Raw genomic sequence first — 1,792 nt, 5'->3', positions numbered from 1 at the left:
AACAATGTAGAAGAATGTACTTAAACTTCTATATTGTTCTACATTTTATATAGCAGTGTTTGCACCAAATCAGAGTAGATGGACATGTGGAAGAAGACGATGAGAAGCAAAATTGGTTTCTCATAAATATGCTCACTAAGCTTGCCAGTGTAGGGTATAGCTACGAAGAAATCATTGAGATCATAAAGAAATCAACAAAATTTAAAACCGAGCAGATCGAAGAATACTATATGGACTATACTTATCTCACATTGAGAATAAAAGATGATATGGAAGCATTCAATAGATATCATACTGAAGAAGAGATAATAGATAAAAGCATTATTTACTTGGATAGTAAGGCGTATAGTCGTGAAGAAATTATTGAAAAAATAGATGCAATGATGGATGTTGGTAAAGAACGAATTGCTGATATCTATGATTTAGTAATGCCCTGATCACTTGAGACGATGGAATTAAATTGACTCTTAAAGATGTGGAACTTTTGCTAAATGATTCCAATTTATTACCGTTTGAAAAAGTTACTTTACAAGATGAATTGATAGAGGGGACGCATACACAGGAGCATATCTTAAGTGACAGTCGGAAAGCTAAGACCTAAAGATATTTTGAAGTTAGAGAAGGAACGTACGGCAACATTTCTAAGGAGGATAAAAATGAATAAGCAATTAGATATCAATATGGTCAAAGTTTTGACACAACCTCCAGTTCCACCGGCATTGCATTATGTGAATCCACGAACGATCATGGGACAGTTCGAGTGGGATAAATTGAAAAGGCAGTACCGCTTGTTAGCCGATCATCACTGCATGATCTGCCAACGATATGTCAGTCATACTGCTGGAGACTGGCTTGAACTCCACGAGCAATATGAATATGATTTTGCTAATTTGATCCAAACATTGATTGGGTATGTCTCGATCTGTCATGAATGTCACATGTATATCCACACAGGATTTTTGGAATTACAGTTGCAGCGAGGCGATATCAGTCTGGAGAAATATCAGCAAGTGATCGCTAAAGGGGAGGCGTTGTTGCAAGTGTTTGGGCTACAAAAGATAATGTATCCGAGTGAAGCCTGCTTTTATGATCCTGAGTGGAAATTATCGTTTGACGGAAAGTTATATCAAAGTCACTAAGGTATAGTGTATAATTTAATTGTAAACGGTTACTATCTTTGTGATCACAAGGAGGCTCCTGAACATGAAAGATAAAGTGAGTATTGCCATTGTAGTTGCTATTTTTGTCACGTAGTATTTTTATAGTTTGTTTATTGCAAAGTTGATGCCTTCTGCTGAAGTGAACTTAGTCGTTAATATTTTAGTTAGTTTATTAGTGATTACAAGTGTTGTACTGGTATTTAAAGGATTGGAAAAATGGAGGTGTGCTAACAGGTAAGTACGTAGCGCCTATTGATTAGGCGCTTTTTTGCTGTCTATCAAGTATTACAGAGGTCAACATGCTAGTTTTTATTTGTAGGATACAACATAAGATTTTTCAAAACACCATCATATTATTTTTGTGATTACACAAAAAATAACTTGATTCTGCTAAAAGAATCAAGCCGTTAAATAATAGTTCTAAAATAATTCAGTATGTTCTAGTGCACTAACTCATTTATGGAGTCATGCAAAAAAAATATTGACGTTCTTCGCCAATCTCTTCGCTTGTTTTGGAGTCATACAAAACAACATAGCTCTAAAACTCATCAAACGCCGTAAATTGCAATTGGTAAGGTTTTGGAGTCATACAAAACAACATAGCTCTAAAACTTTTGACGCTAACTTGACGC

The 1,792-nt window shown here is 35.2% G+C and carries 3 protein-coding genes; all 3 read left to right on the top strand.

Going from position 1 to position 1,792, the window contains the following annotated elements:
- Positions 1–86: 86 nt before the first annotated feature.
- The 3 genes from FC30_RS03670 to FC30_RS03665 are packed head-to-tail and all read left to right on the top strand — an operon-like array spanning position 87 to position 1,139.
- The gene (locus FC30_RS03670) at positions 87–437 is read left to right on the top strand and encodes a hypothetical protein (RefSeq protein WP_056938468.1); all 351 of its coding nucleotides are present in this window, start codon (positions 87–89) and stop codon (positions 435–437) included.
- 23 nt (positions 438–460) lie between these two features.
- The gene (locus FC30_RS09465; protein ID WP_010689173.1) at positions 461–601 is read left to right on the top strand and encodes a hypothetical protein; all 141 of its coding nucleotides are present in this window, start codon (positions 461–463) and stop codon (positions 599–601) included.
- A 55-nt stretch (positions 602–656) separates the two neighbouring features.
- Positions 657–1,139 (top strand): hypothetical protein, encoded by a 483-nt coding sequence (locus FC30_RS03665; RefSeq protein WP_010689172.1) that lies wholly within the window; start codon positions 657–659, stop codon positions 1,137–1,139.
- The last annotated feature ends 653 nt before the right edge of the window (positions 1,140–1,792 follow it).

The sequence above is a fragment of the Ligilactobacillus animalis KCTC 3501 = DSM 20602 genome (assembly GCF_001434535.1).
In the GTDB taxonomy this organism is placed as follows: domain Bacteria; phylum Bacillota; class Bacilli; order Lactobacillales; family Lactobacillaceae; genus Ligilactobacillus; species Ligilactobacillus animalis.
The sequence above is the reverse complement of the archived record's forward strand: the minus strand, read 5'-3'. Positions and strand labels throughout refer to the sequence as shown.